The 1,565-nt window shown below is 65.4% G+C and carries 2 protein-coding genes; one reads left to right on the top strand and one right to left on the bottom strand.

Annotation, left to right across the window (positions count from 1 at the left end):
• Positions 1–161: 161 nt before the first annotated feature.
• A complete protein-coding gene (locus AB0E77_RS34195) occupies positions 162–698 on the top strand; it encodes an SMI1/KNR4 family protein (protein ID WP_361578916.1) in 537 nt (178 codons plus the stop codon).
• Between the two features lie 16 nt (positions 699–714).
• On the opposite strand, the gene AB0E77_RS34190 is transcribed toward AB0E77_RS34195, so the two are convergent.
• Positions 715–1,514, bottom strand: a protein-coding gene (locus tag AB0E77_RS34190; RefSeq protein WP_361578919.1) for an IS5 family transposase whose coding sequence is annotated in 2 segments (ribosomal slippage) — positions 715–1,175 and positions 1,175–1,514 — 801 coding nt in all. Because the reading frame shifts where the segments join, the coding sequence is not laid out codon by codon here.
• Positions 1,515–1,565: the final 51 nt, after the last annotated feature.

Genomic DNA, 1,565 nt, shown 5'->3' with positions numbered 1-1,565 from the left:
TTAGACATCATCTCATTTGGTCGGGATAAGGTGTCGGTCACGGTTGACACACAAGGGCATCGATGCAGGTCGCCCCAGCGGATAACCAGACCAAGCGGTGGGTCAGAGAGGTGCGGTCCTCTGTTCAGTACGCACCTGTCGAGGTGGGACGGAGCAGGGACATGATTGACCGAGATGGCCTCGCCGGTCTGATCCGCTTGATGCCGCCGCCGGTCGGAGTGGGGGTGCTGGTCGACTGGGAGACTGTGCAAAGGGCCTGGGGGCTCGTGTTCCCCTCGGACTTCAAGGGGTTCCTAGCGCACTACGGTGATGGTCTGTCGGGTCTGGATCTCGGTGTGCTGGTTCCTTCCACCGTGACTCCTGAGAACTGTGACGAGCCGGGTGCCCCGAAAGGCGGCATGGGGTTCATCACCGCGGACACGCGGGCTACGTGGATGGACACCGAACCCACCGGCATGGACGCAGCAGCCGAGGATCTGGTGACCTGGGGAGCGGATGGCAGTGCTGACCTGTACTGCTGGCTCACCCATGGCGAACCCGATGACTGGCCGGTGGTGCTCTTCAGTCACGGCGACGACACCTGGACTCGTTTCGACTGTGGCATGACGGAGTTCCTGTGCAGGGTGTTGAGCGCAGACAGCCGGGCCGAGGCCATGCAGGATTCCGCTCTGTGGGGCGCGGGCTTGCGCAGGCTCTGAAGTCGCTTGGTCTGCCTCATCTGGTGAGTCGGCGGTAGCAGATGAGGGTGCAGGCGATGCTGGTGAAGGCGAGGAAGTGCTCGGCCTTGCGCTCGTAGCGTCGGTGCAGGCGACGGCAGCCGGCCAGCCAGGACATTGTGCGCTCGATCGTCCAACGGTGGCGCCCCAGCCGGGTGGAGGACTCGATGCCCTTGCGGGCGATGCGGTGGCGGATACCGCGCCTTCGGAGCCATCGGCGCAGGTGGTCATAGTCGTAGCCCTTGTCGGCGTGGAGCTTGCCCGGTCTGCGTCGCCGAGGGCCGCGACGGGAGCGGATTGGGGGTATGCCCTTGACCAGGGGGATCAGGGCCTGGCTGTCGTGCAGGTTCGCCCCTGAGATCCCGATGGACAGGGGCAGACCGGTCCGCTCCGTGATCAAGTGGATCTTCGAGCCGTACTTGCCCCGGTCCACCGGATTCGGACCTGTCATGTCCCCCTTTTGAGAGCCCGCATATTCACCGAGTCGATCGCGCAACGCGACCAGTCCAACTCTCCGCGGGAACCGAGCTCGTCGAGGACCAGGCGGTGAAGCTTCGCCCACACTCTGGCCTTGCTCCACTCGGAGAACCGCCGGTGGGCCGTCGCTCCAGACGGCCCGAAGGACGCGGACGGCAACTGCTGCCAGGTACAGCCGGACGTGGCCACGAACACGATCGCTGCCAGGACCTCCCGGTCGCCGTGCCGACGACGGCCGCCCCCTTGCGGCCGCGTCGGCGGCTCCGGCGCCACCCGCTGAAACAGCTCCCACAACTCATCCGGCACCAGCCGCTCAACGATCCCCACCACGACCAACAGACTACCGACCCGGCCAAATGAGATGACCTCTTA

Origin of the sequence: Streptomyces sp. NPDC032940, from assembly GCF_040636935.1 — a bacterium.
Taxonomy (GTDB): domain Bacteria; phylum Actinomycetota; class Actinomycetes; order Streptomycetales; family Streptomycetaceae; genus Streptomyces.
Note: the sequence above shows the minus strand (reverse complement) of the source record. Positions and strands in the feature narration are given on the sequence as shown.